This is a genomic window from Caulobacter vibrioides OR37, assembly GCF_000372645.1.
GTDB lineage: Bacteria > Pseudomonadota > Alphaproteobacteria > Caulobacterales > Caulobacteraceae > Caulobacter > Caulobacter vibrioides_E.
The window spans coordinates 139836-166523 of record NZ_APMP01000006.1 but is presented as its reverse complement, the minus strand read 5'-3'; the positions used below and the strand labels follow the sequence as shown (position 1 = coordinate 166523).

The following is a 26688-nucleotide window of genomic DNA, read 5'->3' as shown; positions in this document are numbered from 1 at the left end:
GCGAGATCTCACGAGGTCATGCAGGCGGCGTTCAGCACGCCGACGGCGATCGCGACACCGGCCAGATAGACGCCGATGGCTATCTCGCCGTTCTCGATCCGGGTCTTGACGTCTGGCAGGGCGATCAGGCGCACGCCGGTGAAGGCGGCGATCTGGATGACGCCGGCCAGGGTCGCCCAGGCCGCGAATTCCGGAAGGCTGACCGTGTGGGTCAGGGCCGAGCCGAGCGGCAGGACGTAGCCGATCAGCGCGCCGACCAGGGCGACGGAGGCGGCGGTGTTGCCGCTCCGGATCAGGGCCTTCTCGTCATAGGGCGTCGCCCACTGATAGACGGCCTTGAAGACGATGGTGAACAGGCCGGCCACGACGAAGGCCAGCAGGAAGGCGAGGGCGCCATCCTTGAAGCCGATGAAGTCGAGCATCTTCTCTCCCTAGGCCTTGAACTCGCCCACCGACAGCGGCAGGCCGATCATCGTCTCGTGCGTGACCTCGCCATCCTCGGGCTCGAGGGTCAGCGCCAGCAGCAGTTCGCGGCCGTCGGCCGGAAGGTCGCGGTGGAACAGCATGGTGGTCTGGAAGAGCCGTTTGTCCGGCTCCTGGGACTCGCGATCGTAATAGACGTTTTCCCACAGGGTCACGGGGTCCTGCTCGACCGCGTCCTCGCCGAACCAGAAGCGGCGGTATTCGGGCAGGCCGTTGGGCTGGAAAGACCGCGCCCTTAGGCGGGCGTTCCAGGAAAAGCCGCCGTCGCCGCTGCCCGGATAGTCGCTGGACCAAGGCAGGAACAGTGTGAAGTCGTTGGCCTTCTCGCCGGCGCGGTCGTCCGAGACGATCTGAAACATCACCTCGTCGTCCGTATAGAACCGATGGACGAAGACCCCGTCGCTCAGTTCGATCAGGCCTTGGGCGGTGATCTCCAGCGTGTCGCGGTCCAGGGCGAAGCGGGTCTCGGCCCCGAAGCGTCGCCAGGCCAGCGGGGCCAGCACGACGGTGCGGCCGATCGTGACGTTGCGAATGACTGGCAGGATGGAGCGGGGCTCCTCCGCCTTGCCGCCGAACAGTTTTCCGAACATCGAAGAATTCGCTCCCGCGAGCCCTCTAGCAACCCTTCCGCGTCTTCTAGCCGAAGAACGACGCGGCGTCCCCCAAGACCGCGCTTGCCCTCGGGTGAACTCGGTCGCAGGATGACGTCGGTCGGCGCCTTGTCAAGCGTACATGTTATGCGTACATGTAACGGATGCCTGCCAAGATCACCAGGGGCGCTCAGGCCGCCGAAAGAACCCGCGCGTGGCGTGAAGCCCGTCGGCAAGCCGGCTTCGTGAAGATCGAGGTCTGGGCTCCGACGGCGTGCAAGCCCGACATCCTTTCGGCCGTCCAGGCGATCGTCGTGGAGTCGGTCCGCGGACCGGCCTTGCGGGCCAATCCCAATCCTCCCCGAGGCGTCAGACACATGGATTCCGTTATCGACACCGCCTGGACGATCAAGAGCCTGCGCGACGCGCTGGTCGAGACCAACCTGGTGCGCGAAGGCGAGATGAGCGCCGCGATCATCGAGGGCGTCGAGCCTGTCCTGCTGGTCACCATGCACGAGTTCGGCGATCTGCCGGTCTATGTCAGCGGCGGAGCGTTGCAGATGGTGGCGTCGACCATCCTGTGGCCCTGCGACGAGCAGAACGACCGCTCTGCCTTCAATGAGTTCCTGCTGAAGGCCCAGAAGGTCGTGCCCCTGTCGAACTTCGGCATTACCACCATCGACGGTCGTGACTATTACGAGCTGATGGGCGAGATTTCGTCCAAGACCACCCTGCAGACGCTGGTGATCGAGCTGCGCACCCTGGCGGCTAACGCCATCGCCGCCGCCAGCGACCTGCGTGAAACCTTCGAGAAGAGCCGCGTCGCGGCCGCCTGAAAGACAGAAGACCGGAGACTGACCTGATGTCGATGTGGAGCAAGCTCTCGGCCCTGTTCCGGGGTTCCGTTCACGACGGCGCCCAGACGGTGGTGGACGCCAACGCGCTGCGGATCCTGGACCAGGAGATCCGAGACGCCGACGCCGCCCAAGGCAAGGCTCGCGACGAGTTGGCCAAGATGGTGGCGCGCCGCCGCGCCCTGGAGACCGAGGTCGGCCAGCTGAACGATCAGGTGCGCAAGTACGAGGCCTCGGCCCGCGCCGCCCTGGCCAAGGGCGATCAAGCGCTCGCGCTCGAAGTCGCCCAGCGGATCGCCGATCTCGAGAAGGAGTCGACCCAGAAGGGCGGCCAGATGACCGAGCTGCGCGCCGCCGAGGACAAGATGCGCGGAGTCATCACCCAGACCGACACCAAGATCGAGGCGCTGCGGCGCGAGATCGACATGGTCAAGGTCAACGAGAGCGTCCAGAAGGCCCAGTCGGCGGTGATCTCACGCTCGGGTTCGGCCAGCGGCGTCGTCGGTTCGGCCGCCGACAGCCTCAAGCGCATCAAGGAGCGCCAGGCCGTCCGCGAGGAGCAGTTCCGCCTGCATAACGAGTCCGAGGATCGCCGGACCGGCGCCGATCTCGACGCCAAGCTGGCGGCGGCGGGCATTCTGCCGGGCGGCGGCGGAGCCGAGGACGTGCTGGCTCGCCTGATGGCGCCCAAGGACGAGGCCCTGCCGCCGCCGGCCCTGGCCATCGAGGACAAGGCCAAGGTCGCCAAGGACGGCTCGAACGCCTGATGCGGCGCATCGACCTGACCCCTCGGCCCGACTGGAAGTCCAAGGCCGAGGCGGTCGGCTTTACCTGGCACCACGCCGACGGCCGCCGCTACTGGGACGAGCGGGCGGTCTACGCCTTCACGCTGGCTCAGATCGAGGACCACATCGAGCTGGCGACGCAGGCGCTGCACGCCCTGTGCCTTGACCTCGTGGACGAGGCGGCGACCAGCGACGCCCTGATGGCCCGGCTGAAGATTCCCGAGGCCGCGCGCGATGTCGTCGCAGCCTCGTGGAAGGCCCGCGACCCATCGCTGTATGGCCGCTTCGACTTCTTCTACGACGGAACCGAGCCGCCCAAGCTCTACGAATACAATGCCGACACCCCGACCAGCCTCTATGAGGCGGGCGTCTTCCAGTGGCTTTGGCTGGAGGACCTGATCGCCCAGGGGCGGCTTCCGGAAGACACCGACCAGTTCAACAGCATCCACGAGCGGCTGGCCGATCGCTTCCGCGCGATCTTCCCGGACGGCGGTTTCGTGCACTTCGCCAGCGACGCCGACTTCGTCGAGGATCGCCAGACGGTGCGTTTCCTCGAAGACATGGCCAGCCTGGCGGGGCTTGAGCCCAAGTTCGTCCCGACCACCCAGATCGGTCTCGACGCCGACGGGCGGTTCGTCGACCAGGACAACTACATCATCGGCGCGCTGTTCAAGCTGCACCCCTGGGAAGACATGCTGCGCGAGCCCTATGCGGCCAATATCGCCGGGTCGAGGACGCTGTTCCTGGAGCCGCCGTGGAAAGCGATCCTGTCGAACAAGGCGTTGCTGCCGCTGCTGTGGGAACGCCATCCGGGGCACCCGAACCTGCTCGAGAGCTATTTCGAGGACGATCCCAAGAGCGAGCGTCTCGGCGCCAGCTACGCCCGCAAGCCGCTGTTCAGCCGCGAGGGCGCGAACATCGAGCTCTGGAAGAACGGCCGCAAAAGCAGGGTGCTGGACCAGGGCTATGGCGAGGAAGGCTGGATCCGACAGGCCTTGAAGCCGCCGCCCAGGTTCGGATCGAACTATCCGGTCATCGGCTCGTGGGTGATCGGCGACCAGCCGGCGGGGATCGGGATCCGCGAGGATCACGGCCGCGTCACGCGCGATCGCTCCCGCTTCGTGCCGCATATCATCCAGGGATGAGACGACCGCGCCCAAGCGCCACAAGAACGCCCGTTTTCTAATTTTAGGAAACCGGTATCATTTTGGGTGAGGGCGTCCGCGCCGTGACGCTCCAGGGGAGAAACGCTCACATGTCCAAGCGCGCCGCCGCCATCGGCCTTTTCCTGTCCGCCAGTCTGTTGGCCGCGCCGGCCCTGGCGGGCGTCATCGGCCAGAACGTGCCGGCCCTGCCGATCACCGCGGAGCGGATCGCCCAATTGCCCGCCGACCAGCAACCGGCCTGGAAAGCCTATCTCGCGCGCTCGCAAGCCCAGATGCAGGCCGATCGCGCCGCCCTGGCCGCCGAACTGAAGCCGGGCGAAACCGCGCCGCCGCCGCTTCCCGCCACCGCCCACGGCGACGGCGGCATGGCGTTGCACAAGGCTCCGGCCTGGTACGCCTCGCCCGAGGCGCGCCACATCGCCGACGTCATCGTCAGCTTCCAGACCCCGGCCGGCGGCTGGAGCAAGAACCAGGACCGTCGCGGCGCGCTCCGCCTTCCGGGCCAGCCTTGGGCCTCGGACAATAGCTCTCAGCACCTGGGCAAGGACGATTTCGACGCCCCCCACAGTCCGCGTTGGAGCTATGTCGGCACGCTGGACAACAACGCCACCATCACCGAGATGCGCTTCCTGGCGAAGGTGGCGACGCAGGCCCCCGGCCCGGAAGGCGACGCCTATCGTCAGAGCTTCCTGAAGGGCGTCCATTACCTGTTGGCCGCCCAGTTCCCGAACGGCGGCTGGCCGCAGGTCTGGCCGCTGGAGGGCGGCTATCACGACGCGATCACCTATAACGACAACGCGGTCTCCGAGGCGGCGGCCCTGCTGACGGAAGTGTCGGAGGCCAAGGCCGACTTCGCCTTCGTGCCGGCGGATCTGCGCGCCAAGGCCGCCGAAGCCGCCAAGTGGGGGCGCCTGTGCATCGTCGCCACCCAGATCCGCGTGAACGGCAAGCTGACCCTTTGGGGGCAGCAGGCGGACCCCTTCACGCTTGAGCCCGTGGGCGCGCGCAACTTCGAGCCGCCGGCCCTGGCGACCAGCGAGAGCGCCGACCTGCTGCTCTATCTGATGAGCCTGCCGGACCCGACGCCTCAGGAGGTGCGGGCGGTGCACTGGGGCGTGGCCTGGCTGAACCATCACGCCATCATGGGCAAGGAATGGACCGGCAAGGGCCAGACCGATGGCCGCCACCTGATCGACAAGACCGGCGCCGGCCCGATCTGGGCGCGCTACTATGATCGCAAGACCGAGAAGCCGATCTTCGGTGACCGCGACAAGTCGCTGCATGACAATGTCGACGACATTTCCCAGGAACGCCGCGACGGCTATTCCTGGTTCGGAGCACAGCCGCTGAAGGTGTTCAAGGTCTATGGCGACTGGGTCAAGACGCACCCGCCGGGCCAGTAGGCCTCAGAGCTGGCGCAGCACGCGGACGAGGTCCTCGACGATCTCGCGCCGCGTGTCGCGGGCGCCGTCGGGCGTGAAACCCAGCTCATGGGCGCGCGAGCGGTGGTCGACCGGGGGGAGCGGAGCGCTGCACGAGCCGTGGACTTCGGTCACGCCGGTGCGGGCGATCACCTCGGCGGCGTTGGCGGGATTGATTCCGCCGCCGGCCAGGATGGCGATGCGAGCCCGGGCCTGGGCCGTCAGTTGGGCGATCCTCGCCGCGCCGGCCATGGCGTTCTGAGCGCCGCCCGAGGTCAGCACGCGCTCGAAGCCGAGTTCGATGGCCAATTCGAGCCCGGCCTCGAAATCGGGAACGAGGTCGAAGGCGCGGTGCAGGGTTACGCCCAGCCCCTCGGACTGCGCGATCAACGGCGCTAGCACATCGGCGTCCAGCTCGCCGTTGTCGCGATTGGCCCCGAACACCACCCCGGCCAGGCCCGCGTCGCGCGCGGCGTCAATGTCGCGACGCATGGCGTCCAGCTCGACCGCGTCGTAGCGAAAGTCGCCCTGGCGCGGGCGGATCATCGCGTAGATCGGAATCGGCGCCTTGCTCGCCTGGGCGATCAGGCCCGGCGCGGGAGTCAGGCCTTGCTGCCCAAGCGCCGCGCACAGTTCGATGCGATCGGCCCCGCCGGCGATCGCCGCCGCCAGTCCGGCGGGCGTGTCGACGCAGACTTCCAGCAGGATGCGATCGGCGGTCATCGTCTTCTCCAGGCCATGCTACGGAATCCGGGCGAACCTCTTGGAGCATACGTGAATGATGAATCGTAGAGGCCTGATCGGCGCTTCCCTGGTCGGATCGGCGCTGATCGGCGCCAAGGCGTCGGCCGCCGAGACCGTGACGCGGCTGGACGGGCCGTGCGTGATCTCGACCTGGGACTTCGGGGTCGCAGCCAACCAGGCGGCCTGGGCGGTGCTCTCGAAGGGCGGTCGCGCGCTGGACGCGGTCGAGGCCGGCGCCCGCGTGCCCGAGCAGGATCTGAAGAACCACAGCGTCGGCCGCGCCGGCTATCCCGACCGGGACGGCCATGTCTCGCTGGACGCCTGCATCATGGACGAGCTGGGCAACTGCGGCGCGGTGGCGGCGCTGGAACACATCGCCCACCCGATCTCGGTGGCGCGCAAGGTGATGGAGAAGACTCCCCACGTGATGCTGGTCGGCGCCGGCGCGCTGCAGTTCGCGCTGGAGCAGGGCTTCCAGTACGAGGAACTGCTGACGCCGGACTCCAAGGCCGCCTGGGAGGCCTGGAAGAAGGACGCCAAGTACCAGCCCAAGGCCAATAGCGAGGTCGGCGACTACGGCAAGACGACCGGGCAGCTCGGGACGCCGGGCGGCAAGGGCAACCACGATACGATCGGCATGTTGGCGATCGACGCCAAGGGGAATATCGCCGGGGCCTGCACGACCAGCGGCATGGCTTGGAAGATGCGGGGCCGAGTGGGTGACAGTCCGATCATCGGCGCGGGTCTCTATGTCGATAACGACGTCGGCGGCGCGACCTCGACCGGCGTCGGCGAGGAGGTGATCCGCAACGTCGGCAGCTTCCTGGTCGTGGAGCTGATGCGCCAGGGCCGCTCGCCGGAGGCCGCCTGCCGGGAAGCCGTCGAGCGGATCCTGAAGAAGAAGCCCCAGGCCAAGGACATCCAGGTCGGCTTTTTGGCCATCAACAAGAGGGGCGAGGTCGGGGCCTGGGCGATCCAGAGCGGCTTCAGCTACGCCCTGTGCGACGGCCGCAAGCAGGACACGCTGCTGCCCGGCAAGGCCACCTATCCAGTGTCCGCGTGAAGAGGGTAGGCGAACGCGCGAGGCGGTTATAGCGTTCGCGTCCAAAGTTCAGGGAGACCGCCATGTGCGATGACGATATCCACCCCGGCCTCGTTCACGATCCCCGCCTCTCGCGACGCGCCTTCGGTCTGATGACCGTCGCCGCCACCGGGATCGCCACGGTCGCGCGCGCCGACGACAAGGTCGAGGAAAAGGACGTCACGGTGAAGACCGCCGACGGCGTCGCCGACGCGGCGCTGTTCTACCCGAAGGGGAAGGGCAAGTGGCCGGCGGTGCTGCTGTGGCCCGACATCATGAGCCTGCGCCCGGTGTTTCGCGACATGGGCCGACGCCTGGCCGAGGCCGGCTATGTGGTGCTGGTCCCGAACCTCTATTACCGCGTCCGCAAGGCGCCGGTCATCGACGGGAGGTTCGACTTCTCCAAGCCCGACGACCGGGCCAAGCTGATGACGCTGCGCCCGTCGGTGACGCCGGCCGGCACGGCCCGGGACGCCGAGGCCTATGTCGCCTTCCTGGACGCCCAGCCCCAGACCGACAAGACCAAGAAGATCGGGACGCAAGGCTACTGCATGGGCGGTCCGCTGGCCTTCTACACGGCGGGTGCGGCGCCGGGGCGCATCGGCGCGGTCGCCACCTTCCACGGCGGCGGGCTGGTTTCGAAGGACGCCGACAGCCCGCATCTGCTGATCCCCAAGACCCACGCCGAATATCTGATCGAGATCGCCGGCAACGATGACCAGCGGGAGCCGGATGTGAAGGACCAACTGAAGGCGGCGTTCGCGTCGGCCAAGCGCCCGGCCCAGGTCGAGGTCTTCGGCGGCTCGAACCACGGTTGGACCGTCAAGGGCAGCCAGGTCTACGACGAGCCCGCCGCCGAGCGGGCGTGGAGCAATCTGCTGGCGCTCTACAAGCGCGCGCTGGGTTAGGGCGACGCCGTCTTTCTGGTCGAACCAAGGCCGTCGCGGGGAACCGGCGACGGCCTTTTCGCGTCTTGACGGGATCTTCCCATCGCGCGCCGGGTTGCCTTGAAATCGGTAGGATGCTATCTAAATTAAATAGGAAGCTACCTATCTAATTGATCGACGTTCCATGACCGCTGCTCGCACCCTCGACGAACGCACCTTCGCCCAGGCCATTCTGCGCCTCGCGCGGGTCTATCGGCGCGAAGTCAATCGCGCCCTGGCCGCGCATGGCCTGTCGGACGCTCGGGCCATGCCGGTGCTGACCATCGCCCGCGCGGGCAATGGGATGCGCCAAGGCGTTCTGGCCGAGGAGCTGGGCGTGGAAGGGCCGTCGCTGGTCCGCATTCTGGATCAGCTTTGCCTCGGTGGTCTGGTCGAGCGTCGCGACGACCCCACCGACAAGCGGGCCAAGACCTTGCACCTGACCGCCGAGGGCCAGGCCCTCGCGGCCGTCATCGAGGACGCCGTGCAAGTGGTCCGCGCCCAGATGCTGGCCGCGGTCGGCGACGAGGACCTGGCCGCCGCGCTCAGGACCTTCGCCGCCTTCGAGGCCGCCCTGGACGCCGCGGCCAGAGAGGGCTTCTAGCGCCGTGCTTCCCAAATTCGATCGATGGACGATGCTGTTCTCGCTGAACAGCTTCGCGGCGGCGATGCTCGCCCTCTATATCGGCTTCGCCCTGGGCCTGCCGCGCCCCTACTGGGCGATGACGACGGCCTATATCGTTAGCCAGCCGCTCTCGGGCGCGGTGCGGTCCAAGGCGCTGTATCGCGTCCTGGGCACCATCCTCGGCGCCTCGGCGGCGGTGATCCTCGTGCCGAACCTCGTCAACGCGCCCTGGCTGCTATCGCTGGCCCTGTCGTTGTGGGTCGGCGGCTGCCTGGCCGTCTCGCTGCTGGACCGCACCCCGCGAAGCTATCTGCTGATGCTGGCCGGCTATACGGCGGCGATCATCGGCTTTCCCAGCGTGTCCCAGCCGGGAGCGATCTTCGACGTCGCCGTATCGCGGGTGATCGAGATCGGACTGGGCATCCTCTGCGCGACCCTGGTGCATAGCCTGGTTTTCCCGCGGCCGGTCGGCGCGGTGCTGCGCCAACGGGTCTCGACCTGGCTGGGCGAGGCCGACCACTGGGCGCTGGACGTTCTGCGCGGCGAGGACGCCGAGGCGATCGCCCGTGACCGTCGCCATCTGGCCGCAGCCGCCAGCGAGATCCAGCTGCTGTCCGTCCACCTGCCGTTCGACACCTCGCGCCTGCGCGAGACCAGCGGCGTCGTGCGCGCCCTGCACGAGCGGATGCTGCTGCTGATCCCGCTGCTGTCGGGGCTGGCGGACCGAATGGGCGCCCTGCGCGACGTCAAGGACAACCGTGTCCGCGCCGCCCTGAACACGGTCGTCGCCTGGATCGAGGCCGGCTCGCCGCGCGACGAGGGCCTGGCGCTGATCGCGCGGCTGGAAGAGTTGGCGGCCCGGCGTCGCGACTCGGCCTGGACAAGTCTGCTGATCGAAAGCCTGCTGGTGCGCCTTTCCGAGGCCGTCCGCGCCCTGGCCGAGAGCCATGCCCTGATGCGACGCCTTGACGATCCCGACGCGCCGCTGTCGCCGGGTCTGGAGGCCTCGGCCCGCGCCCGCGGGCGGACCCCGATGCACGCCGACCTGCCGCTGGCCCTGCTGTCGGGCGCGGCGGCCGCGATCGCGATCATGCTGTCTTGCGCGACCTGGATCCTGGCCGGCTGGGGCGATGGCGCGGCCGCGCCGATCATGGCGGCGGTGTTCTGTTGCTTCTTCGCGGCGATGGACGACCCGGTGCCGGCCATCAAGAATTTCGGCCTGTTCTCGTTGGTCTCTCTGCCGCTGGCCGCCCTCTACATGTTCGCCGTGCTGCCGGCGATCGACGGCTTTCCGATGCTGGTCGCCACCATGGCGCCGGTGCTGCTGTTCCTGGGCCTCTATATCCCCGACCCCAAGCGGGCCGGATCGGCCCTGGCCGCGCTGATGGGCTTCTGCAACGCCCTGGCCCTGCAGGAGACGTTCAGCGCCGACTTCGCCAGCTTCCTGAACAGCAATCTGGGCCAGTTCGTCGGGCTGATCTTCGCGATCCTGGTCACGGCCAGTCTGCGCTCGATGGGCGTGGACGCCAGCGCCAAGCGGCTTCTGAAGCGGACCTGGCGCGGCATCGCCCGTCTGGCGCGCGCCCGCCAGGCGCCGGAGCCGGCGGCCTTCGCCGCGATTCTGGTCGATCGGCTGGGGATCCTCACGCCCAAGCTGGCCCAGACGGGCGAGCGTCATGACTTCGTCGGCGTCGACACCCTGCGCGATCTGCGGATCGGGATGAATCTCGTCACGGTCCAGGCCGCCCGCGCCGACCTTCCGCCCGAGGGGCGCGTTTGCCTGGACGTCGCGCTGGAAGGCGTCGGCCAGCACTTCGCCGCCTTGGCCGCCGGTCGCCGCCAGCCGCCGGTCGCCGAGCTGCTCGCCCGCATCGACTCGGCCCTGCGGGGCCTTTCCGCCGCCCGCGCCGCCTCGGCGGTGCAAGGCGTTTCGGCCCTGGTGGGTCTGCGCCGCAACCTGTTCCCGGAGGCGCCCGCCTTCGTTCCGGAGATCGCTGAATGACCGGTGAAATCGATTTGAACGGCGTCTTCCTGTCGTCCGTCCTGGTCTCGGCCCTGATCGCCTTGGCCGCCTCGTTCGTGCTGCGTCGGCTGCTCTCTTGGGTCGGGGCCTACCGCTTCGTCTGGCACCCCGCGCTCTTCGACACGGCGGTCTTCGTCATCCTTTGGGCGGCCGTCGTCGCCTCGCCCGTCCTCAAGTTCTAGAGCCCCCGAAGTTTCGATCATGCCCCCCCTGAAAACCATCCTGCTGACCACCGTCCGCGTCGCCGTCACCGGCGCCGTCGTGATCGCCGCCCTGGTGGGCGGCAAGGCGCTGTGGACCCACTATCAGGTCGATCCCTGGACCCGTGACGGCCGCGTGCGCGCCGACGTGGTCCAGGTCGCCCCGGACGTTTCCGGCCTGGTCACGCGGGTCGACGCCGTCAATGACCAGACGGTCAAGGCGGGCCAGCCGCTGTTCTATGTCGACCGCGAACGCTACGCCCTGGCCCTGCGCCAGGCCGACGCCGCGGTGCAGGCCCAGCGGGCGACCTTGGCTCAGGCCCGGCGCGAGCTGGCGCGCAACCGCGCCCTCGGCGAGCTGGTCGCCGCCGAGGTGACCGAGCAGAGCCGGTCGAAGGTCGAGCAGTCGCAGGCCGCCCTGTCCCAGGCCGAGGCCGCCCGCGACGTCGCCGCCTTGAACCTGAAGCGCACCGTGGTGCTGGCCCCGGCCGACGGCTTCCTGTCGGACCTGACCCTGCGCACCGGCGACTATGTCACCGCCGGCAAGCCGGTGCTGGCTCTGATCGACAGCCGGTCGTTCCGCGTCGAAGGCTATTTCGAGGAGACCAAGCTTTCCGGCCTGCGTCTGGGGCAGCCGGTCACGGTCAAGGTAATGGGCGAGGACAAGCCCCTGAAAGGCCACATCCAGTCGATCGCCGCCGGCATCGAGGATCGCGACCGCGCGGCCAGCGGCAATCTGCTGCCCAACGTCAATCCCACCTTCAGCTGGGTGCGCCTGGCGCAGCGGGTGCCGGTGCGGGTGGCGCTGGACCAGACGCCGAACGACTTGCGCCTGATCGCCGGACGCACCGCCACTGTCTCGGTCGACATGGTCAAGGGAGCGGCCAAGTGAACGCGCTGCGCGCCCTGGCCCTGGCCGGCTCGTTGCTGGCCCTGGCCGCCTGTTCGACCGTCGGCCCGAACTACGAGCTGCCCGCCGACGCCAAGATCAACGCTCCGACGGCGCGGGGTCCCTTCATGGGCGCGAACGCGCCGGCGGTCAGCCAGGCCCCGCTGCCGGCCGGCTGGTGGAAACTCTATGACGATCCGGTGCTGAACGACCTCGTCCAGCAGGCCTTGGCCGCCAACACCGACCTGCGCGTCGCCGCCGCCAATCTGGCGCGGGCCCAGGCCATCGTGAGCGAGGCCGACGACGCCGGCGGCTTCAAGACCGGCGTCTCGGCCGCCGCCCTGCATTCGCGGGAATCCGGCGAGCAGTACCTGCTCAGCGAGCAACTGCCGGTCGAGAACCTCGCCGATGTCGGGGTGAAGGTCTCCTACCAGGTCGATCTGGTCGGCCGTCTGAAACGCGCCGCAGAGGCCGCTCGCGCCGACGCCGAGGCCAGCGAAGCGGCCCTGGACCTCGCCCGCGTCAGCGTCGCGGCCGACGTGGCCCGCGCCTATGTCGACGCCTGCGCCAACGGCCACGAGCTGGCCGTCGCCCGCCATACGGTCGATCTGCAGGCCAAGAGCCTGGCCGCGACCCAGGCCCTGGTGAAGGCCGGTCGCGGCGCGGTCATGGATGTCACCCGCTCGCGGGCTCTGCTGGATCAGTCGCGCGCGGCTCTGCCGGGGTTCGAGAGCCGCAGGCGCGCGGCGCTGTACAAGCTGGCCACGCTGACCGGCAAGCCGCCTGCCGAGTTTCCCAAGGCGGTCGAGGCCTGCGTGGCGCCGCCCACGCTGAAGCAGCCGATCCCGGTCGGCGACGGCGCGACCCTGCTGAAGCGTCGGCCCGACGTGCGCCAGGCCGAGCGGACCCTGGCCGGCGCGACGGCGCGGATCGGCGTGGCGACAGCCGCCCTCTATCCGAACGTGACCCTCGGCTTCGGCGCCGGGTCGACCGGCCTTCTGGCCGACATTGGCCAACCGGCCGCCAACCGCTGGGGTCTGTCGTCGCTGATCAGCTGGACGATCCCGGGCCAGGGGGAGCGGGCTCGGATCCGCCAGACCGAGGCCGGCGCCGACGCGGCCCTGGCTCGGTTCGACGGCGTGGTGCTGACCGCCCTGCGCGAGACCGAGACCAGCCTCGACGCCTACGCCCAGGATCTGCGGCGCAACGCCGCGCTCAAGGCGGCGCGAGACCAGGCGGCCCTGGCGGAGACCCAGACGCGCGCCCTCTACCGCGCCGGTCGCAGCCCCTACCTGGTCGGTCTCGACGCTCAGCGCACGCTGGCCAGCGCCGAGGCGGCCCTGGCGGCGTCGGACAGTCAGGTCGCCGCCGATCAGGTGACGCTATTCCTGGCCTTGGGCGGCGGTTGGGAGCGTTGATCTAGATCACGGCGAGACATCGCCTCGGCGCGCACGATCACCGCGCCGAGGAGATGCTCATGACCGCCCAGCCCGTCGTTTCACGCCACGATCTGCTGACACGCTACGATAGCCGCGCGCCGCGCTACACCAGCTATCCGACCGCCCTGCAGTTCTCGAACGCGGTCGACGCCGACGTCTATGGCGATTGGCTGAGCGCGTTGGATCCCGCCGAGCCGGTCTCGCTCTACGCCCATATCCCGTTCTGCGATCGGCTGTGCTGGTACTGCGGCTGCAACACCCGGGTGGTGAACAAGCCGGCGCTGATCAGCGACTATGTCGACCACCTGATCGATGAGCTGATCCTGGTCGAAAAGCGGCTGCCCGGGCGGATCAAGGCAGGCGCGGTGCATTTGGGCGGCGGCACGCCGAACATGCTGAGCCGCGACGATCTGGTTCGCCTGTTCGGCGCGATGCGGCACGTGTTTCCCTTCGCGCCGGGCGTCGAGATCTCGGCCGAGCTGGACCCCGCCGTCCTGACGGAGGGTTGGGTGAAGGCCGCCGCCTTCCACGGGCTGAACCGGGCCAGCCTGGGCGTCCAGGACCTGGCGCCGCACGTTCAGGAAGCCGTCAATCGGATCGAGCCGTTCGACGTGGTGGCCCGGGCCGTCCATTGGCTGCGCCAGGCCGAGGTGGCCTCGATCAATCTCGACCTGATGTACGGCCTGCCCCGGCAGACGACCGCGGATGTGGTGGCGACGCTGGACAAGGTGCTGGCCTTGCGGCCCGAGCGGATCGCTCTGTTCGGCTACGCCCATGTGCCGTGGGCCCGGCCGCATCAGAAGCTGATCCTCGACGAGGACCTGGCCGACGCGGCTGGGCGCCTGGAGCAGAGCCAGGCCGCCGCCGAGCGTCTGGTCCGCGCGGGCTACGTGGCTATCGGCCTCGATCACTTCGCCCTGCCGAGCGACAGCTTGGCGCTGGGCCTGGCCTCGGGAACGCTGCGGCGGAACTTCCAAGGCTACACGACCGACCCGCATCCGACGCTGATCGGGCTGGGCGCCTCGTCGATCGGGCGGTTGCCGCAGGGCTACGCGCAGAATCAGAGCAGCGAAGTGATGTGGCGCGCGGCGATCGCGTCGGGACGGCTGCCGGTGGCGCGGGGCGTCGCCCTGACCGACGATGATCGGCTTCGGGCCGACGTGATCGAGCGCCTGATGTGCGACTTCGCGGTGGACCTGGGCGTGGTGGCGGCGCGGCACGGAGTGTCGGCCGGTGTGTTCGTCGACGACATCGCCAAGCTGGAAAGCCTTCGCGCCGACGGTCTGGCGCGTGTCGATGGCGACGTCATCCGCCTGACCGAAGAGGGGCGTCCCTTCGTTCGGCTGGTCGCTCAGGCCTTCGACCGTCGTTCCGAGCCGCAAGAACGCTTTTCGCGCGCCATATAGTTTTTTTCGAAACTGACCGAGATCAAGGAAGTCAAGATCGGGTTCGGTAGACTTCATTGTGGCGACAAACAAAGAGGGTCGCCAGTTCTGGGGATAGACCTATGAAAAAGTTTGTTGTCGCTTCTGTTGCCTTTGCTGCTCTTCTCGGCGGCGCCGCGCAAGCGCAAGAGTTTTCGCCTAACGCCAAGGGCGACTTCATCGTCCACGCCCGCATCACCCAGGTCGCCCCGGACAAGGACGCCGCGATCCTGACGGCGGCCGGCGCGTCCACCGGGCTGAAGGCCCACGTCGCCAACGACGTGAAGCCGACCTTGGGCTTCACCTACTTCCTGACCGACAAGGTCGCCGTCGAAGCCATCCTGGGCACGACGCAGCACGATATCCGCGCTCAAGGGCCGGGGACCGACGTCCTGGTCCACACCGCCTGGGTGCTGCCGCCGGTCGTCACGCTGCAATATCACCCGCTGCCCGCCGCGCGCGTCAGCCCCTATGTCGGCGCCGGCGTGAACTACATGCTGTTCTATAGCAGCAAGGACAAGAACGGCTTCACCGTGAAGCTCGACGACGGGTTCGGCTACGCCCTGCAGGCTGGCGTGAACGTTAAGCTGAAGGGCCCCTGGCTCCTGAACGCCGACGTCAAGAAGGTGTGGTTCAACACCGACGCCAAGATCAATGGCGGCGCGCTGAAGAGCTCGGTCGATCTGGACCCGCTGGTCTCGTCGATCGGCGTCAGCCGCAAGTTCTGATCTAGACCCTAGACCTCGCCGCCGATGCGTTCGACCTCGGCGGCGAGGGCCGGGACATTCAGCACGTGCAGGGTGCGACCGTTCTGGCGCACGATGTCCAGGCTGGCCAAGCGGTTCAGTTCACGTGTCACCGGTTCGCGCTGGCTGCCCAACAGGGCGGCCAGTTCGGCGTGGGTGGGGCAGGGGCGGATCACCGCCGTCTGGCCGTCGCCGCCCGTCGCCGCCGCCATGCGAAGAAGCTCGATATCGACCCGGCAGGCCACCGAGATGGCGGTCAGCTCAAACAGGCGGTCGGTGAGGGATCGGGTCAGGCTGGCCATGTCCTCCAGCAACGCGCGCATGAAGCCGGTCGATTCGTGAAACAGGCGACGCACGAGGGCTTGAGGCAGGCGGGCGATCCGCGCGTCCTCCATCGCGATGACGTTGACCGACCGGGGCAGGCCGTCGATGGCCGAGATCTCGCCGAAGTAGCCGCCCGCGACGATGCGCCGATAGCCCACCTCGCGCCCCGACTTGGCGTACTGGTTGGCCAGCAGCGCGCCGTCCAGCAACAGATAGACGCCTCCGTCCTGATCATGGCGCTGCAGGATCATCTCACCCTTGCCAAAGCGCAGGTGCTCGATCGCCGGCGAAAGGGCGTCGACCTCGTCACGGCTCATGTGCCGGAACAACTTGTTGGCGCGATAATCTTTGGACAGCGGTTCGATCGCGGTATGGCTCGAAGCGCGAAGGGGCGACGGCGGAATCACTGTCATCTGTTACGCTCCTGCTGTCGATCGGGGGACGACATATGGATAGTCGACAGCGGTACCGCGCCTTTATCAGCTATAGTCATCGGGATCGCAAAACCGCCGCTTGGCTGCATCGCGCGCTGGAGACCTACCGCGCGCCGAAGCAGCTCCGGAGCGAGCGCGGAGAAGCGCTCGCGGGCGGCTTGCGGCCGATTTTCCGTGATCGGGACGAGCTCAGCGCCGCCGCCGATCTCAGCGGGGCGATCCGCGCAGCCCTGGACCTTTCGGACGCTCTGATCGTGCTGTGCTCGCCGGCCTCGGCGGCGTCGCGCTGGGTCGACCAAGAGCTGGCCTATTTCCTCGCGACGCGGGGCCCCGGGCAGGTAATCTGCGTGATCACCCCGTCCACGCCGCTCGTGACCCCGCTCGATGAGCTGCTGACCCCGGCTCTACGCGCCGCCTTGCCCGTGGGCGTCGAGCCCTTGGCCGTGGACTTGCGGCCCGGCGCCGACGGCCGTCGCCTGGCGCGTCTGAAGATCGCCGCGCGGCTGCTCCGGGTCAGTCTGGACCAGCTGGTTCAGCGCGACGCCCGCCGTCGTCTGCGGCTGATGTCCGCCTTCACCGCTCTGGCCCTCGCCGTCACCGTCGGCATGGGCGCGATGACCGTCGTGACCCTTCAGTCGCGCCAGATCGCGCGGGAGCAGCGCGACGAGACCGAAGCCTTGGTCGCCTACATGCTGGGCGATCTGCGCCAGCAGCTCGAACCGGTCGGCCGCCTGGATGTGCTGGACGGCGTCAGCGCCAAGGTGTTGGCCTATTACGCCAAGGCGCGGGACGACAGGCTGGACGACAAGGCCCTGGCCCAGCGCGCCAAGGCTCAGACCCTGCTGGGGACGATCCGCGAGCAACGCGGCGATCTGGTCGGCGCCGAGGACGCCTTCGGGCAGGCGGCGACCACGACGCGAACATTGGCCGAGCGGGATCCCAAGGATGGCCAGCGCATCTTCGATGAGGCGCAGAACGTCTTCTGGCTTGGCTATGTTCAGTGGCGGCGCGGCGACGTCGCCGGCGCCGAGCGTGGCTTCAAGCAATATGACGCCTTGGCGCGTCGGTTGGTCCAGCTGGATCCTCGCCGGGTCGAGTGGCGGGTCGAGGTGGCCTACGCCAACAACAACCTCGGCACGCTACTGTTCGAGCAAGGCCGGCCCGAGGAAGCCGCCGCCGCGTTCCGCAAGGCGCTGGCCGTCTTCGAGGCCGAACGGGCCCGAGCGCCCAAGGCCAAGGTCAACCTGGTCGGCGCGGCGAACTCCCGCGCCTGGCTCGCCGACTGCCTGGTCCGTCTGGGCCGTTTGCGCGAGGCTCTGGCCGAGCGCGAGGCCGTCAGCGCGCTGTTGGCCGAGGCCGTGGCTGGGGCGCGCGACGACAAGCGGCTTCTGGCGCGCAGCGTCGCGGCGGAGTCGGCGCTGCTCCGGCTGAGGTTCGACCTGGGAGAGGCCGTCGCCTCTCGGCAGGCTTTCGAGGCGGCGACGCGCCGGCTCAACGAACTGGCCGCTCTGGACCCCTCCAATGCCCGCTGGCGCGAGTACCACGTGATCTCGCAGATGGACGCCGTGGACCGCATCGCCTGGACGGGCCCCGCCGGTCTGGCGAAGGCCAAGGCGCTGCATGTGGCCGCGGCCGCCAGTCTGGCCAAGCTGCGCGCGACCGGCGACGCCAACATCTGGACCCCGGATCTGGATGGCCGGATGGCGATGCAGGCTATCGTCTTGGCTCAGTGCGCCGGCGACCAGCCCACAGCCAAGAGCTTGGCCGAGGCCCTGCTGGCGCGCTTGCGGATACTCTCCGACAAGCGGGAAGGAGAGGGCGACCGGTCGGCCCTGCGAGGCTTCGCGCAACTGGCCGCGGGGGATCCGCAAGCGGCGATCTCGACGCTGTCGCCGCGCCGGGGATCGTTGTCTCCGGCGGTCATGGACACCCTGGCGCGCGCCTATCGGATGAGCGGCCGACGCGACGAGGCGGCGACCATCGTGGGGGCCTTGAGGAAAGGCGGCTACGCCTCACCATCCTTCCTTGCCTTTTGGGGCGATTCTCTTCCTGGTGGTGTTGTTAGTCGGGAGGCAAGCACGTGACTGAACCCACGCCCCAAAAGGTTGTCGACCTGGTCATCGGCCTGGACGAGAACTTCAATTTCATGAACTACGCGGATCCGGCCAAGCCCACGCGCCTGACCATGGATCTGAGCGAACGCAGCCTGATGGTCTTCACGCTCAGCGATCAGCTGATCAAGGCGGGCTGGACGTTCCAACGCCGGCCGATCGAGATTCAGCGCGACTATGGCGTCAATTTCTCCAGCTATGCCTGGATGGAACATCACTATGAGGGCAAGCCAGCCCCGTTCACGCGCTTCAAGATCATCTATGAATGCGCGCGGATGGGCATCTACAGCTACAGCCTGATGATGACCGACTCCCACGGCCAGAAGATCGATCTGGATCCGGACGTCGAGAACGGCATGGGGCACGGTTGATCGATCGGGCGACGTTCGGTCGGGAGCAGGTCGCCGCGTTGATACAGCGCGGTGAGATCCTAGCCGCTTACGACATCGCCCGCGCCGCCCTCGAGGCGGGAGAGACCTCGCGCGAAGTCGCCTATGTCGCCGTGCTTTGTCTGGCGCGGGCCGGCGCGGCGGACTTCGCGAGAGCCGAATATGTCCGCCTGGGCCTAGCCCAGGCGGACGACTATCCCGAAGCCGTCGCGTTGGGCGCGCGCCTTCTGAAAGATGTGGCCCTGGCCTCGCTGGGGGCGCGGCGGGTTGCTTTCGCCAAGGCGTCGCGTCGCCGGTACGACGCGCTCCATCGACGTTTCGGCGGCCTTTACGGAGCGATCAACGCCGCCAGCTTGAGCCTCCTGGCCGGCGATCAGGTCGGCGCCAGAGCGCGCGCCGCGGCCGTGCTGGCGACGCCTCCAATCTCGGATACGAGGGACGAAGCGGGCTATTACGAATTGGCCAGCCGAGCCGAGGCCTGCTTGCTGACCGGCGACCTTGGCGCGGCGCGGGCGTTCCTGACCGATGCGCTGGCGAGGTCTCCACAGGCCTATGCGGCGCGAGCTTCCACCTTGCGCCAGCTTGAGATTCTGTGCGGCGAGTTGGGCGTCGATCCGACCTGGCTGGCCCCGTTTCGTCCGCCCGCCTGCGCGCATTTCACCGGCCACATCACCGATCTCACGGGCGAGCGGGCCTTGGATGGGGCGGGGCTAAGGCGGGACATCGACGCGGCGCTGAAGGACCAGCGGGTCGGCTTCGCCTATGGCGGCCTCGCCGCCGGCGCCGACATCGTCTTCGCCGAGGCCGTCCTGGACGCCGGGGCCGAACTGCATGTGGTGTTGCCGGCGAGCCTGGCCTCGTTCGTCGCGGTGTCGGTGGCGCCGTTCGGCGAGGCATGGATCGAACGGTTCGAGCGCTGCATGGCCCGCGCCACGTCGATCCGTTACGCCGCGCGCGATCCCTATCTGGGGGACGAGCAGGTCTTCGCCTATTCCAGCCAGTTCGCCATGGGCTGCGCGGTGCTGCGGGCCCAGACTCTATCGACGCAAGCCGTGCAACTGGCGGTCTGGGACGGCCACGTCGCGCCCGGGCCGGCGGGCGTTTCGGCCGATCTCGCCTATTGGGCGCGGGGAGGGCGGCCCGCCGTCACCATCGCGGTCCAGCGGCCGGCGCTGGGTCCTCGGGGCGCGATCATCCCGGACCCGGCGTCCGACAGGCGGGCCATGAGGGCCATGCTCTTCGCCGACGTGCAGGGCTTTGGCGGGTTGCGCGACGAACAGATCCCCGCCTTCATCGAGGGCGTGCTCGGGCGAATGGCCGAGACGGTCGAAAGCCTGCGGACGCCGCCCACCCATGTCGAGACCTGGGGCGACGGCCTATTTCTCGTCTTCGAGCGGCCGATCGAAGCGGCCTTGGCGGCCCTGGCTCTTCTGGAGGCGCATCGGAAATTGGATCTGGCGAGCCTGGGTCTGCCGCGCGGCCTTGGCCTGAGGATCGCCGGACACTATGGACCGGTGCATCTGCGAACCAATCCGCTGACCAAGGCGCCGGCGGTGATGGGCGCTCACGTGGTCGTGGCGGCGCGGATCGAGCCCGACGTGGCCCCCGGCTCGGCCTATGTCAGCGAAGCCCTGGCTGGCGCCTTGGCCACGCTGCACGGCGATCAGGTGCGCTGCGGCTATGTCGGTCGAACCCAGGCGCGGAAGGGGCTTCCGGCCATGCCGATCTTCAGCTTGTCGCGCGCCTACAGGACCTCGTCCAGGACATCGTAGCGCCGCCGATGTGCAAATCCGCACATCCAGAACCGAGCTCCAGTGAACATGTTATGGCGTCGACCGCGACGGCCAAGCGCTGACTGGGCCAGGGTTCGTCGCCGGCCGCGTGAACCGACTGGGACCCGGCCGTCCGCCGGTCGGGTCCTCCTTTTTGAGCGCGCGTCCAGAGTCCCCGCGACTTTTGGCGCCTTGTCAGGAGCCAAGTCCGTGCCCTTCGACGACGAAATCTCTTCTTCGGATCCGGAAGCCACCACGACGCTGCTGCGCCATGTGATCAAGGCCTGGGGGCGCGAGCACGGCATTGCCGACGCTCAATTGCCGAACTTGGTTCACGACGTGCTCGGCTACGTCAACGGTGTTTTGCGCGACGGCCGGTTCGCCGCCAGCGCGCAGAGCGTGGCGTCGAGCGCGAACGGCTAAGCTGCTTTGGCCGCGGGTCAGCGTCCGCGCCCTCGAGGAGCGCCGCGCGGTGGGGAGAGGCGAGCCATGAAGATTGTCGTGCAGAGTCTGCTGGATAGCGGCGGGGTCGCCGTCTTGGCGGAGATTCTCGCGATCGCGCTTTTGCCGGTGATCGCTTTTCTGGTCGGTCGCCTGTTCGCGGTCGAGGCGCAGTTGGCCCGGGCGCGGGAGCGCGTGGTCGACGCCCTGGCCGAGATCGACCAGGTGCGAAACGAGTTGAGGCTCGCGCGAGATCGCCTGGACCAGACGCGCCAGGTCGCCATCCGAGCCCTCGCCGAAGAGCGCGACGTCCTGTTCGTGGCCTCGCGGAGCGCGATCCAACCCTTTGGCGAGGGACGTTGCGACCTCGTCGGCCGCAAGTTGACCGAGGCTTTGCACCGGCTCGCCTGACGGGGCCTTAGAGCGTGTTAGGTTTAAGTGTGAGCGGTTAAACCGCTCGAACGCGCTCTAAATGTTTGAATTTAGGGCCTGTTTATCCGTTTCAAATGATTCCATTTGAAACGGACAGGCTCTAGCGGGGGGCGAACGGGAAGGGCGACAGCGACTTGCTGGTTTCCTCGACCAGCAGGGTGCGGTTGATCGGCGCCGCGGCGCGTTGCGGACAGGCGGGACGCTCGCAGATCCGGCAGGAGGGGCCGATTTCCACCGCGATCGGATTGGCCATGTCGAGGCCTCGCGCCTGCACCAGCTTACTGGCGTATTTCAGTTCGCAGCCCAAACCGACGACCAGTTCGTCCTCCAGCCCCGCTTGCAGGCCCGAGGTGCGCCGGACGGTGCGCGACAGGGTGAAATAACGCTCTCCATCGGGGGTCTCGATCACCTGGGTGACGATGCGGCCCGGGGTCTTGAAACTGTCGTGGACGTTCCAGCGTGGACAGGCGCCGCCAAAGCGCGAGAACGGGAAGGGGCCGGCGGCGAAACGCTTGGAGATGTTACCCGCCGCGTCCAGCCGCATCATGAAGAACGGCACCCCGCGCGAGCCGGAGCGGCCCAGGGTGGTTAGGCGCTGGGCGGCCTGTTCGTAGCTGATGCCAAAACGCGGCCGCACCCGTTCGATGTCGTAGCCGCTGGTCTCCATGGCGGCTAGGAACGGCTCGTAGGGCATCATGATCGCGGCGGCGAGATAGCTGTCCAGGAACACTTTCAGCAACTGGCGCGTCGCCCGGTCGGGGGCCTTGAAGCGATCGGTCAGGTCCGACAGCAATTCGCCGCCTTCCATCAGCCCCAGCTGATAGCACATGCCAAAGGTGCGGCTGGCGTGGGCCAGGGTTTCGGACAGCATCAGGCGCTTGCGGTGGTGGTCGTAGCGGCGCAACGAGCCGGTCATGACCTCGGCCGGCATGATCCGGGTCTGGACGCCGAAGCGGCTCTGGAGACGCTCGCGCACGGCCGGACCCAGATCCTGGGGATCGGCCTTCAGCTGGGCGACGATGGTCTCGGCGAGGGTTTCCAGCTCTGCGAAGTGGTTGCGTTGGGCGCCGACCAGATCCCGCACCCAGTCGGTCGGGGAGGCCTGATCCGACGCGGGGCCCGCGCCGTCGGGCCTTTCGAAGGCGCCCAGGTCGATCAGCCGGCCGCGATCCAGATAGGCGCGATAAAGGCGGGTCATGGCCTCGGCCAGGCCGGGGGACAGCTCGGCGACCTCGGCCGCCTCGTGGCGCGAGACGCCCAGGTCGGCGAACATCTTGTCGGCCAGCACCTCGTCCAGCCCGGCGCCGCCGCCCGGATCGTCGGCCGACAGGCTGCGCAGGTCCAGATCATAGGCGTCGGCCAAGCGCAGCAGGATCTGAGCCGTCACCGGCCGCTGGTTGCGCTCCAGCAGGTTCAGATAGCTGGCGGAAACGCCCAGGTCCTCGGCCATCCGCGCCTGGGTCACGCCCAGGTCGCGCCGCAGTCGTTTCAACCGCCCGCCCAGAAAAAGCTTTTTGTCATTCGTCGCCATCCGGTCAATTTGTCATGAATTTACAGAAATTACAAAGTCGATCTTTGACAAATTGCCTTCAATAGGTTCGACCGATCCCGCGGCGCGGCGTTAGCTCACCACGACGAGTTTTCCTTTGGCCAGCAAGGCTTCGCGCCACTGGCCTCCGAAGTGGGATTGATGATCATGACGCAGCGCAAGACCTATGCCGAACACCGCGACGCCCTGCTGGCGCGCTATCCCCAGGGCGTCACCCCGGGCGGCGTGGACATCGACGACATCATCCAGCTGAAGCTGCAGAACACCTTCAACACCCACCTGGACATCGCGCGCGCCATGGCGCCGGTCATGCGGGCCGACATGGCCGAGTATGACCGCGACAGCAGCAAGTTCACCCAGTCGCTGGGTTGCTGGTCGGGCTTCCACGCTCAGCAGATGATCAAGGCGGTCAAGCGCCTGCGCGGCACGACCAAGGGCGCCTATGTCTATCTGTCGGGCTGGATGGTCGCGGGCCTTCGCAACCGCTTCGGTCACCTGCCGGATCAGTCGATGCACGAGAAGACCTCGGTCGTCGATCTGATCGAGGAGATCTACGTCTCGCTGCGCCAGGCCGACGAAGTGGCGATCAACGACCTGTTCAAGACGCTGAGCGCCGCGCGCAAGGCCGGCGACCAGATCGCCGAGCAGGCCGCGATCAAGGCGATCGACAATTTCGAGACCCACGTCGTTCCGATCATCGCCGACATCGACGCCGGCTTCGGCAACGAGCACGCGACCTATCTGCTGGCCAAGGAGATGATCAAGGCTGGCGCCTGCTGCCTGCAGATCGAGAACCAGGTCAGCGACGCCAAGCAGTGCGGCCACCAGGACGGCAAGGTCACGGTGCCGCGCGAGGACTTCATCGAGAAGCTGCGCGCCTGCCGCCTGGCCTTCGAGGAACTGGGCGTCGACGATGGCGTTATCGTCGCCCGCACCGACAGCCTGGGCGCGGGCCTGACCCAGAAGATCCCGGTCAGCCAGGAGCCCGGCGATCTGGCCAGCGACTACATCAAGTGGCTGAAGACCGAGCCGGTCACGCCGCAGAACCCGTTGAAGGACGGCGAGCTGGCGATCATGAAGGACGGCGCCTTCGTCAAGCCGGTGCGGATGCCCAACGGCCTGTTCGCCTTCCAGGAAGGCACCGGCCGCCAGCGCGTCATCGAGGACTGCATCGCCAACCTGACGCAAGGCGGCGCCGACCTGCTGTGGATCGAGACCGACACGCCGAACGTCGACGAGATCGCCTCGATGGTGGCCGAGATCCGGAAGGTCGTGCCGAACGCCAAGCTGACCTACAACAACTCGCCTTCGTTCAACTGGACGCTCAATCTGCGCAAGCAGGTGCGCGAGCAGTGGATCGCCGAAGGCAAGATCCATAAGGACAGCTATCCGGATGGCGCGGCCCTGATGTCGGCCGAGTACGACAAGAGCGACCTCGGCCGCGAGGCCGATGAGCGCCTGGCCCGCTTCCAGGTCGATATCGCGGCGCGCGCCGGGGTGTTCCACAACCTGATCACCCTGCCGACGTTCCACCTGACCGCCAAGAGCGTCGACGAGCTGTCGCGCGGTTACTTCGGCGAGGATCGGATGCAGGCCTATGTCAACACGGTGCAGCGCGAGGAAATCCGCCGTGGCGTGTCGGCGGTGAAGCACCAGCACGAGGTCGGCTCGGATCTGGGCGACACCTTCAAGGAAATGGTCGCCGGCGAGCGCGCCCTGAAGGCCGGCGGCCACGCCAACACCATGAACCAGTTCGCGGCCGAGTAGGCCGCGAACCCCACCCTTTCGACCGAGGAGCAAAGCCATGACCGCCACGCAATTCGCCCCCGCCGCCATGCCGGACACCGACGCCCAGAAGCGGGCGGTGGATCGCGTGGCCGAGGCCGCCCACCGTCTGAATGACGCCGTGCAGCGCGCCATCGCCGCCGGCTACTCGGTGGAACTGGTGCGCACCTCGCGCCATCACGACGGTTCGGGCAACTGGGGCGACCAGATCGTTCCGACGGTCCGCGAAAAAGGCGCCGAAAAGAGCGCTTAAGGCCGAGAAAGTCCGGCGTCGGTGCGTGGTCCTCGCCCTTCGATCCGTGGAGGGTGAGGACCATTGCGAACGTCGCGATGAGACGTCCAGTTCAAACGCTTGCAGTAGAAACGGCCGCAAGAGAAACATCGTCCCGAGCTTGTCGAAGGACGAGGTTTCGGCCCCACAAGCCTACCCACGGAAAGCTTCCCATGCCGCTCGATATCGCCGCCAACATCCAGGTCACCGGTCCCGTCGAGGGGCGCGCGGTAGAAGTGCTGACCCCCGAGGCGCTGGCCTTCGTGGCTGACCTGCATCGCCGCTTCGAGCCCCGCCGTCGCGAGCTGCTGGCGGCCCGCCAGGCGCGTCAGCGCCGTTTCGACGCTGGCGAGCTGCCAGATTTCCTGCCGGAGACCGCGCACGTCCGCGCCGCGGATTGGAGCGTCGCGCCGGTCCCCGCCGACCTGCTGGACCGCCGCGTCGAGATCACCGGGCCGGTCGATCGCAAGATGATCATCAACGCCCTGAACTGCGGGGCCAAGGTGTTCATGGCCGACTTCGAGGACGCCACGGCCCCGACCTGGGCCAATGTCGTCGAGGGGCAGATCAATCTGAAGGATCGCTGGCACGGGGAACTGACCCACGTCGACGCCAAGTCCGGCAAGGCCTACGCCCTGGGGCCGAACCCGGCGGTGCTGAAGATCCGCCCGCGCGGCTGGCACCTGATGGAGCGCAATCTTGAGGTCGACGGCCAGATCGTCGCCGGCGCCCTGTTCGACTTCGGTCTCTACGCCTTCCATAACGCCAGGGCGACGCTGGAGCGGGGCTCGGGCCCTTACTTCTACCTGCCCAAGCTGGAGAGCCACCTCGAGGCGCGCCTGTGGAACGACGTCTTCGTCCGAGCCCAGGAAGCGCTGGGCCTGCCGGTCGGCACGATCAAGGCCACGGTGCTGATCGAGACGATCCCGGCCGCCTTCGAGATGGACGAGATCCTGTTCGAGCTGAAGGATCACATCGTCGGCCTGAACTGCGGTCGCTGGGACTACATCTTCTCGTTCATCAAGCGCCTGGGGCGTCGCGCCGGATTCCTCACCCCCGACCGCTCGGCGATGGTTATGGGCAAGGCCTTCCTGGGCGCCTATTCGCTGAAGCTGATCCAGACCTGCCACCGTCGCGGCGCGTTCGCCATGGGCGGCATGGCGGCCCAGATCCCGGTGAAGGGCGACGACGCGGCCAACCAGGCGGCCTTCGCCAAGGTCAAGGCGGACAAGGAGCGCGAGGCCGGCGCGGGCCATGACGGCACCTGGGTGGCCCACCCCGATCTCGTGCCGGTGGCCATGGAGGTGTTCGATCGCCTGATGCCCACGCCGAACCAGCGTGACAAGACGCTGGCTGACCTGGAAATCACCCAGGCCCAGATGCTAGAGCTGCATGACGGCGTGCGCACCGAGGCCGGGGTTCGCGAGAACATCCGCGTCGGCGTTCGGTACACCCAGGCGTGGCTGGAAGGTCGCGGGGCCGTGCCGCTCTACAACCTGATGGAAGACGCGGCGACGGCCGAGATCTGCCGCACGCAGCTATGGCAGTGGGTCCGTCTGGCCGCGACGCTGGACGACGGCCGGGTGCTGACCTCGGAGCTGTTCATTAGCCTCTTCACCCAGGAGATGGCCGACCTGCGCCGCGACTTCGGCTCGCCGCGCCTGGAGGAGGCCGCGCATCTGTTCACCCAGATGGTGCTTTCCGACACGCTGGAAGAGTTCCTGACCCTGCCGGCCTACGAACTGATTTCCTGATCAAAAAGAAAGGGCGGGCCACTGGCCCGC

Annotated in this window: 26 protein-coding genes; 21 read left to right on the top strand and 5 right to left on the bottom strand. The window is 67.9% G+C overall.

What is annotated here, in order from left to right:
- Positions 1–8: 8 nt before the first annotated feature.
- Positions 9–422: a DUF350 domain-containing protein gene (locus OR37_RS07740; protein WP_004617812.1), complete on the bottom strand. Its 414-nt coding sequence runs from the start codon at positions 420–422 to the stop codon at positions 9–11.
- 9 nt (positions 423–431) lie between these two features.
- Positions 432–1073, bottom strand: coding sequence for a DUF2491 family protein (locus OR37_RS07735; protein WP_004617810.1), 642 nt, complete (start codon positions 1071–1073; stop codon positions 432–434).
- A gap of 164 nt (positions 1074–1237) precedes the next feature.
- Between OR37_RS07735 and OR37_RS07730 the strand changes: the two genes are divergently transcribed.
- The 4 genes from OR37_RS07730 to pelA all read left to right on the top strand — a co-directional run bounded on the left by OR37_RS07730 (position 1238) and on the right by pelA (position 5281).
- Positions 1238–1909, top strand: coding sequence for a YjfI family protein (locus OR37_RS07730; protein WP_004617807.1), 672 nt, complete (start codon positions 1238–1240; stop codon positions 1907–1909).
- A gap of 26 nt (positions 1910–1935) precedes the next feature.
- On the top strand, positions 1936–2694 hold the full coding sequence (locus tag OR37_RS07725; protein ID WP_004617806.1) for a PspA/IM30 family protein: 759 nt from the start codon (positions 1936–1938) through the stop codon (positions 2692–2694).
- Positions 2694–3857: a glutathionylspermidine synthase family protein gene (locus tag OR37_RS07720; RefSeq protein ID WP_004617804.1), complete on the top strand. Its 1164-nt coding sequence runs from the start codon at positions 2694–2696 to the stop codon at positions 3855–3857. The genes OR37_RS07725 and OR37_RS07720 overlap by 1 nt, the downstream gene beginning before the upstream one ends.
- Positions 3858–3967: 110 nt before the next feature.
- Positions 3968–5281 carry a pectate lyase gene (gene pelA, locus OR37_RS07715; RefSeq protein WP_004617802.1) on the top strand — a complete coding sequence of 438 codons (1314 nt, stop codon included), beginning with the start codon at positions 3968–3970 and terminating at the stop codon, positions 5279–5281.
- A gap of 3 nt (positions 5282–5284) precedes the next feature.
- On the opposite strand, the gene OR37_RS07710 is transcribed toward pelA, so the two are convergent.
- Positions 5285–6022, bottom strand: a complete 738-nt coding sequence (locus OR37_RS07710) for a copper homeostasis protein CutC (RefSeq protein WP_004617800.1) — start codon at positions 6020–6022, stop codon at positions 5285–5287.
- 55 nt (positions 6023–6077) lie between these two features.
- On the opposite strand from OR37_RS07710, the gene OR37_RS07705 reads away from it, so the two are divergent.
- From OR37_RS07705 to OR37_RS07665, 9 genes are all read left to right on the top strand, one after another.
- Positions 6078–7106 carry a N(4)-(beta-N-acetylglucosaminyl)-L-asparaginase gene (locus tag OR37_RS07705; RefSeq protein WP_004617798.1) on the top strand — a complete coding sequence of 343 codons (1029 nt, stop codon included), beginning with the start codon at positions 6078–6080 and terminating at the stop codon, positions 7104–7106.
- A 62-nt stretch (positions 7107–7168) separates the two neighbouring features.
- A complete protein-coding gene (locus tag OR37_RS07700; RefSeq protein ID WP_004617797.1) occupies positions 7169–8032 on the top strand; it encodes a dienelactone hydrolase family protein in 864 nt (287 codons plus the stop codon).
- 163 nt (positions 8033–8195) lie between these two features.
- Complete coding sequence (locus OR37_RS07695) at positions 8196–8654, top strand: MarR family winged helix-turn-helix transcriptional regulator (RefSeq protein ID WP_004617796.1); 459 nt, start codon at positions 8196–8198, stop codon at positions 8652–8654.
- 31 nt (positions 8655–8685) lie between these two features.
- Entirely contained in the window at positions 8686–10677 is a 1992-nt protein-coding gene (locus OR37_RS07690) for an FUSC family protein (protein ID WP_004617795.1), read from the top strand.
- A complete protein-coding gene (locus OR37_RS07685; RefSeq protein ID WP_004617794.1) occupies positions 10674–10880 on the top strand; it encodes a DUF1656 domain-containing protein in 207 nt (68 codons plus the stop codon). The genes OR37_RS07690 and OR37_RS07685 overlap by 4 nt, the downstream gene beginning before the upstream one ends.
- Positions 10881–10899: 19 nt before the next feature.
- On the top strand, positions 10900–11790 hold the full coding sequence (locus OR37_RS07680; RefSeq protein WP_004617791.1) for an efflux RND transporter periplasmic adaptor subunit: 891 nt from the start codon (positions 10900–10902) through the stop codon (positions 11788–11790).
- Positions 11787–13205, top strand: coding sequence for an efflux transporter outer membrane subunit (locus OR37_RS07675; protein WP_004617790.1), 1419 nt, complete (start codon positions 11787–11789; stop codon positions 13203–13205). Before OR37_RS07680 ends, OR37_RS07675 begins: the two co-directional genes overlap by 4 nt.
- Positions 13206–13264: 59 nt before the next feature.
- A complete protein-coding gene (gene hemN / locus OR37_RS07670; protein WP_004617789.1) occupies positions 13265–14632 on the top strand; it encodes an oxygen-independent coproporphyrinogen III oxidase in 1368 nt (455 codons plus the stop codon).
- Positions 14633–14733: 101 nt separating this feature from the next.
- A complete protein-coding gene (locus OR37_RS07665; RefSeq protein WP_004617788.1) occupies positions 14734–15378 on the top strand; it encodes an OmpW family outer membrane protein in 645 nt (214 codons plus the stop codon).
- Positions 15379–15386: 8 nt separating this feature from the next.
- On the opposite strand, the gene OR37_RS07660 is transcribed toward OR37_RS07665, so the two are convergent.
- The gene (locus OR37_RS07660; RefSeq protein ID WP_106404356.1) at positions 15387–16037 is read right to left on the bottom strand and encodes a Crp/Fnr family transcriptional regulator; all 651 of its coding nucleotides are present in this window, start codon (positions 16035–16037) and stop codon (positions 15387–15389) included.
- A 131-nt stretch (positions 16038–16168) separates the two neighbouring features.
- Here OR37_RS07660 and OR37_RS07655 point away from each other — a divergent pair, with 131 nt between their 5' ends.
- The 5 genes from OR37_RS07655 to OR37_RS07635 all read left to right on the top strand — a co-directional run bounded on the left by OR37_RS07655 (position 16169) and on the right by OR37_RS07635 (position 21278).
- Positions 16169–18238 (top strand): toll/interleukin-1 receptor domain-containing protein, encoded by a 2070-nt coding sequence (locus OR37_RS07655; RefSeq protein WP_004617783.1) that lies wholly within the window; start codon positions 16169–16171, stop codon positions 18236–18238.
- Positions 18235–18636, top strand: a complete 402-nt coding sequence (locus OR37_RS07650; RefSeq protein ID WP_004617782.1) for a hypothetical protein — start codon at positions 18235–18237, stop codon at positions 18634–18636. Before OR37_RS07655 ends, OR37_RS07650 begins: the two co-directional genes overlap by 4 nt.
- Positions 18633–20426 (top strand): adenylate/guanylate cyclase domain-containing protein, encoded by a 1794-nt coding sequence (locus OR37_RS07645; RefSeq protein WP_004617781.1) that lies wholly within the window; start codon positions 18633–18635, stop codon positions 20424–20426. Before OR37_RS07650 ends, OR37_RS07645 begins: the two co-directional genes overlap by 4 nt.
- 210 nt (positions 20427–20636) lie before the next feature.
- Positions 20637–20849, top strand: a complete 213-nt coding sequence (locus OR37_RS07640) for a hypothetical protein (RefSeq protein WP_004617780.1) — start codon at positions 20637–20639, stop codon at positions 20847–20849.
- 66 nt (positions 20850–20915) lie between these two features.
- On the top strand, positions 20916–21278 hold the full coding sequence (locus tag OR37_RS07635) for a hypothetical protein (protein ID WP_004617778.1): 363 nt from the start codon (positions 20916–20918) through the stop codon (positions 21276–21278).
- A 121-nt stretch (positions 21279–21399) separates the two neighbouring features.
- Here OR37_RS07635 and OR37_RS07630 read toward each other — a convergent pair whose 3' ends face one another.
- The gene (locus OR37_RS07630) at positions 21400–22830 is read right to left on the bottom strand and encodes a helix-turn-helix domain-containing protein (protein ID WP_004617775.1); all 1431 of its coding nucleotides are present in this window, start codon (positions 22828–22830) and stop codon (positions 21400–21402) included.
- 165 nt (positions 22831–22995) lie between these two features.
- Here OR37_RS07630 and OR37_RS07625 point away from each other — a divergent pair, with 165 nt between their 5' ends.
- The 3 genes from OR37_RS07625 to aceB all read left to right on the top strand — a co-directional run bounded on the left by OR37_RS07625 (position 22996) and on the right by aceB (position 26658).
- Positions 22996–24615 (top strand): isocitrate lyase, encoded by a 1620-nt coding sequence (locus OR37_RS07625; RefSeq protein WP_004617773.1) that lies wholly within the window; start codon positions 22996–22998, stop codon positions 24613–24615.
- Positions 24616–24652: 37 nt separating this feature from the next.
- A complete protein-coding gene (locus OR37_RS07620) occupies positions 24653–24886 on the top strand; it encodes a hypothetical protein (protein WP_004617771.1) in 234 nt (77 codons plus the stop codon).
- Between the two features lie 191 nt (positions 24887–25077).
- Positions 25078–26658: a malate synthase A gene (gene aceB / locus OR37_RS07615; RefSeq protein ID WP_004617769.1), complete on the top strand. Its 1581-nt coding sequence runs from the start codon at positions 25078–25080 to the stop codon at positions 26656–26658.
- Positions 26659–26688: the final 30 nt, after the last annotated feature.